Source organism: Paraburkholderia phosphatilytica, assembly GCF_003443895.1.
Taxonomy (GTDB): Bacteria; Pseudomonadota; Gammaproteobacteria; order Burkholderiales; family Burkholderiaceae; genus Paraburkholderia; species Paraburkholderia phosphatilytica.
Window position 1 is genome coordinate 1 of record NZ_QQOA01000102.1, and the last position, 1,394, is coordinate 1,394.

The window sequence follows — 1,394 nt, forward strand, 5'->3', positions numbered from 1 at the left end:
GCGAGCCGGATCGTGACGCCCTCCAGATGGTGCGACGCGCGATACTGCTTCACGTCGTCGAGAATGCGGTTGAGCGTGGTCGCCTTGTGGTCCGTCAGGAACAGGTGCACCGCGGTCATGCTGCAGTCCTTGTTCATGTAGCCCTTCACGCGGCCGATCTCCGCCGACAGTCCGCCGTAGTTGCCCGAGTCGATCGGCACCACGTTCATCTTCGGGTTGCCTTCGTTGTAGCCCTCGTTGTACGTACGCAGCATCGCCGGATACGACTGCACCGACACCACGCCTGGCTCGCGCTGCATCGTCGACGCGAAGTCGTCTTCGAACACCCCGACCGCCGGGTTGTCGCACGCGGCGCCCTTGGCTTCGAACACCACAGTCAGCCAGTCGAGTCCAATGTCGTAGTTGTTCGCGATCGAAACGGCGTCGCGGTTGAAGCGCGCGTCGGCACGCAGTTCGGGCGCGCCCGGCTGCAGCGTGCCGATCACGCGGTCGCGGCTCTGCCACGCCGCGAGCACGAACACCACCGCGGTCACCGCCAGCACCGCATACGCATTGCGCGGCTCGGCCACGCGCGCGAGCTTGCGCAGCCACGCCGAGCGACGCTCGCGCTTGTCGAGCGCGCGGTCGGCGTAGGCCCGGGTGAAATGGAAGCACGACGCAGCGACCGGCAGCATGATCAGGTTCGTGACGATCTTGTAGCCGACGCCGAGCGACGCCGTGATCGCGAGTTCGCGCACCATCGGAATCGGAATCAGCAGCAGCGTGACGAACGACACGAACGCGGTGATCAGCGCGAGCGTGCCGGGTATCAGCAGGCCGCTGAAGCTGCGGCGTGCCGCTTCGAGCGAGCTGTGCCCGTGCGACAGCTCGCGCACGATGTAGTTGACCTGCTGCACGCCGTGCGACACGCCGATCGCGAACACGAGAAACGGCACCAGCACGGCGAGCGGATCGAGCCCGAAGCCGAGCAGCCTGAGCGTGCCGAACTGCCAGACGAGCGAGGTCAGCGAGCAGACGATCGGCAGCACCGTGAAGCGCACCGAGTGGCTGTACCAGTACACGGCCAGCGCCGTGAGCAGCAGTGCCACGCCGCAGAAGCCGAGCACCGCCGTCGCGCCGTCGGCGATATCGCCGATCTGCTTTGCGAAGCCGATGATCTGGATCTCGTAGCCGGCGTCTTCGAACGGCTTGCGGATCTGCTTGTCGAGCAGGCGGTTGAACGCGACGTAGTCGAGCACCATGCCTGCGCTGTCGCGCTCGTTCAGTTCGGCCGTGATCATCGCGCTGTCCTCGCCGTGCGAGACGAGCGTGCCGATATAGCCGCCATCGGTTGCCGATTTCCGGATCTGCGCGACGATTGCCGGCGTCAGCTGCGGCGGCGTGATCGTGCCGTC

General features: G+C 66.2%; 1 protein-coding gene. It reads right to left on the reverse strand.

The genetic code is table 11. The annotated features are described in order from the left end of the window. Window positions 1-1,394 (reverse strand): efflux RND transporter permease subunit (locus DVS29_RS36735; RefSeq protein ID WP_164708094.1); only part of this gene is annotated, 1,394 nt, incomplete at both ends.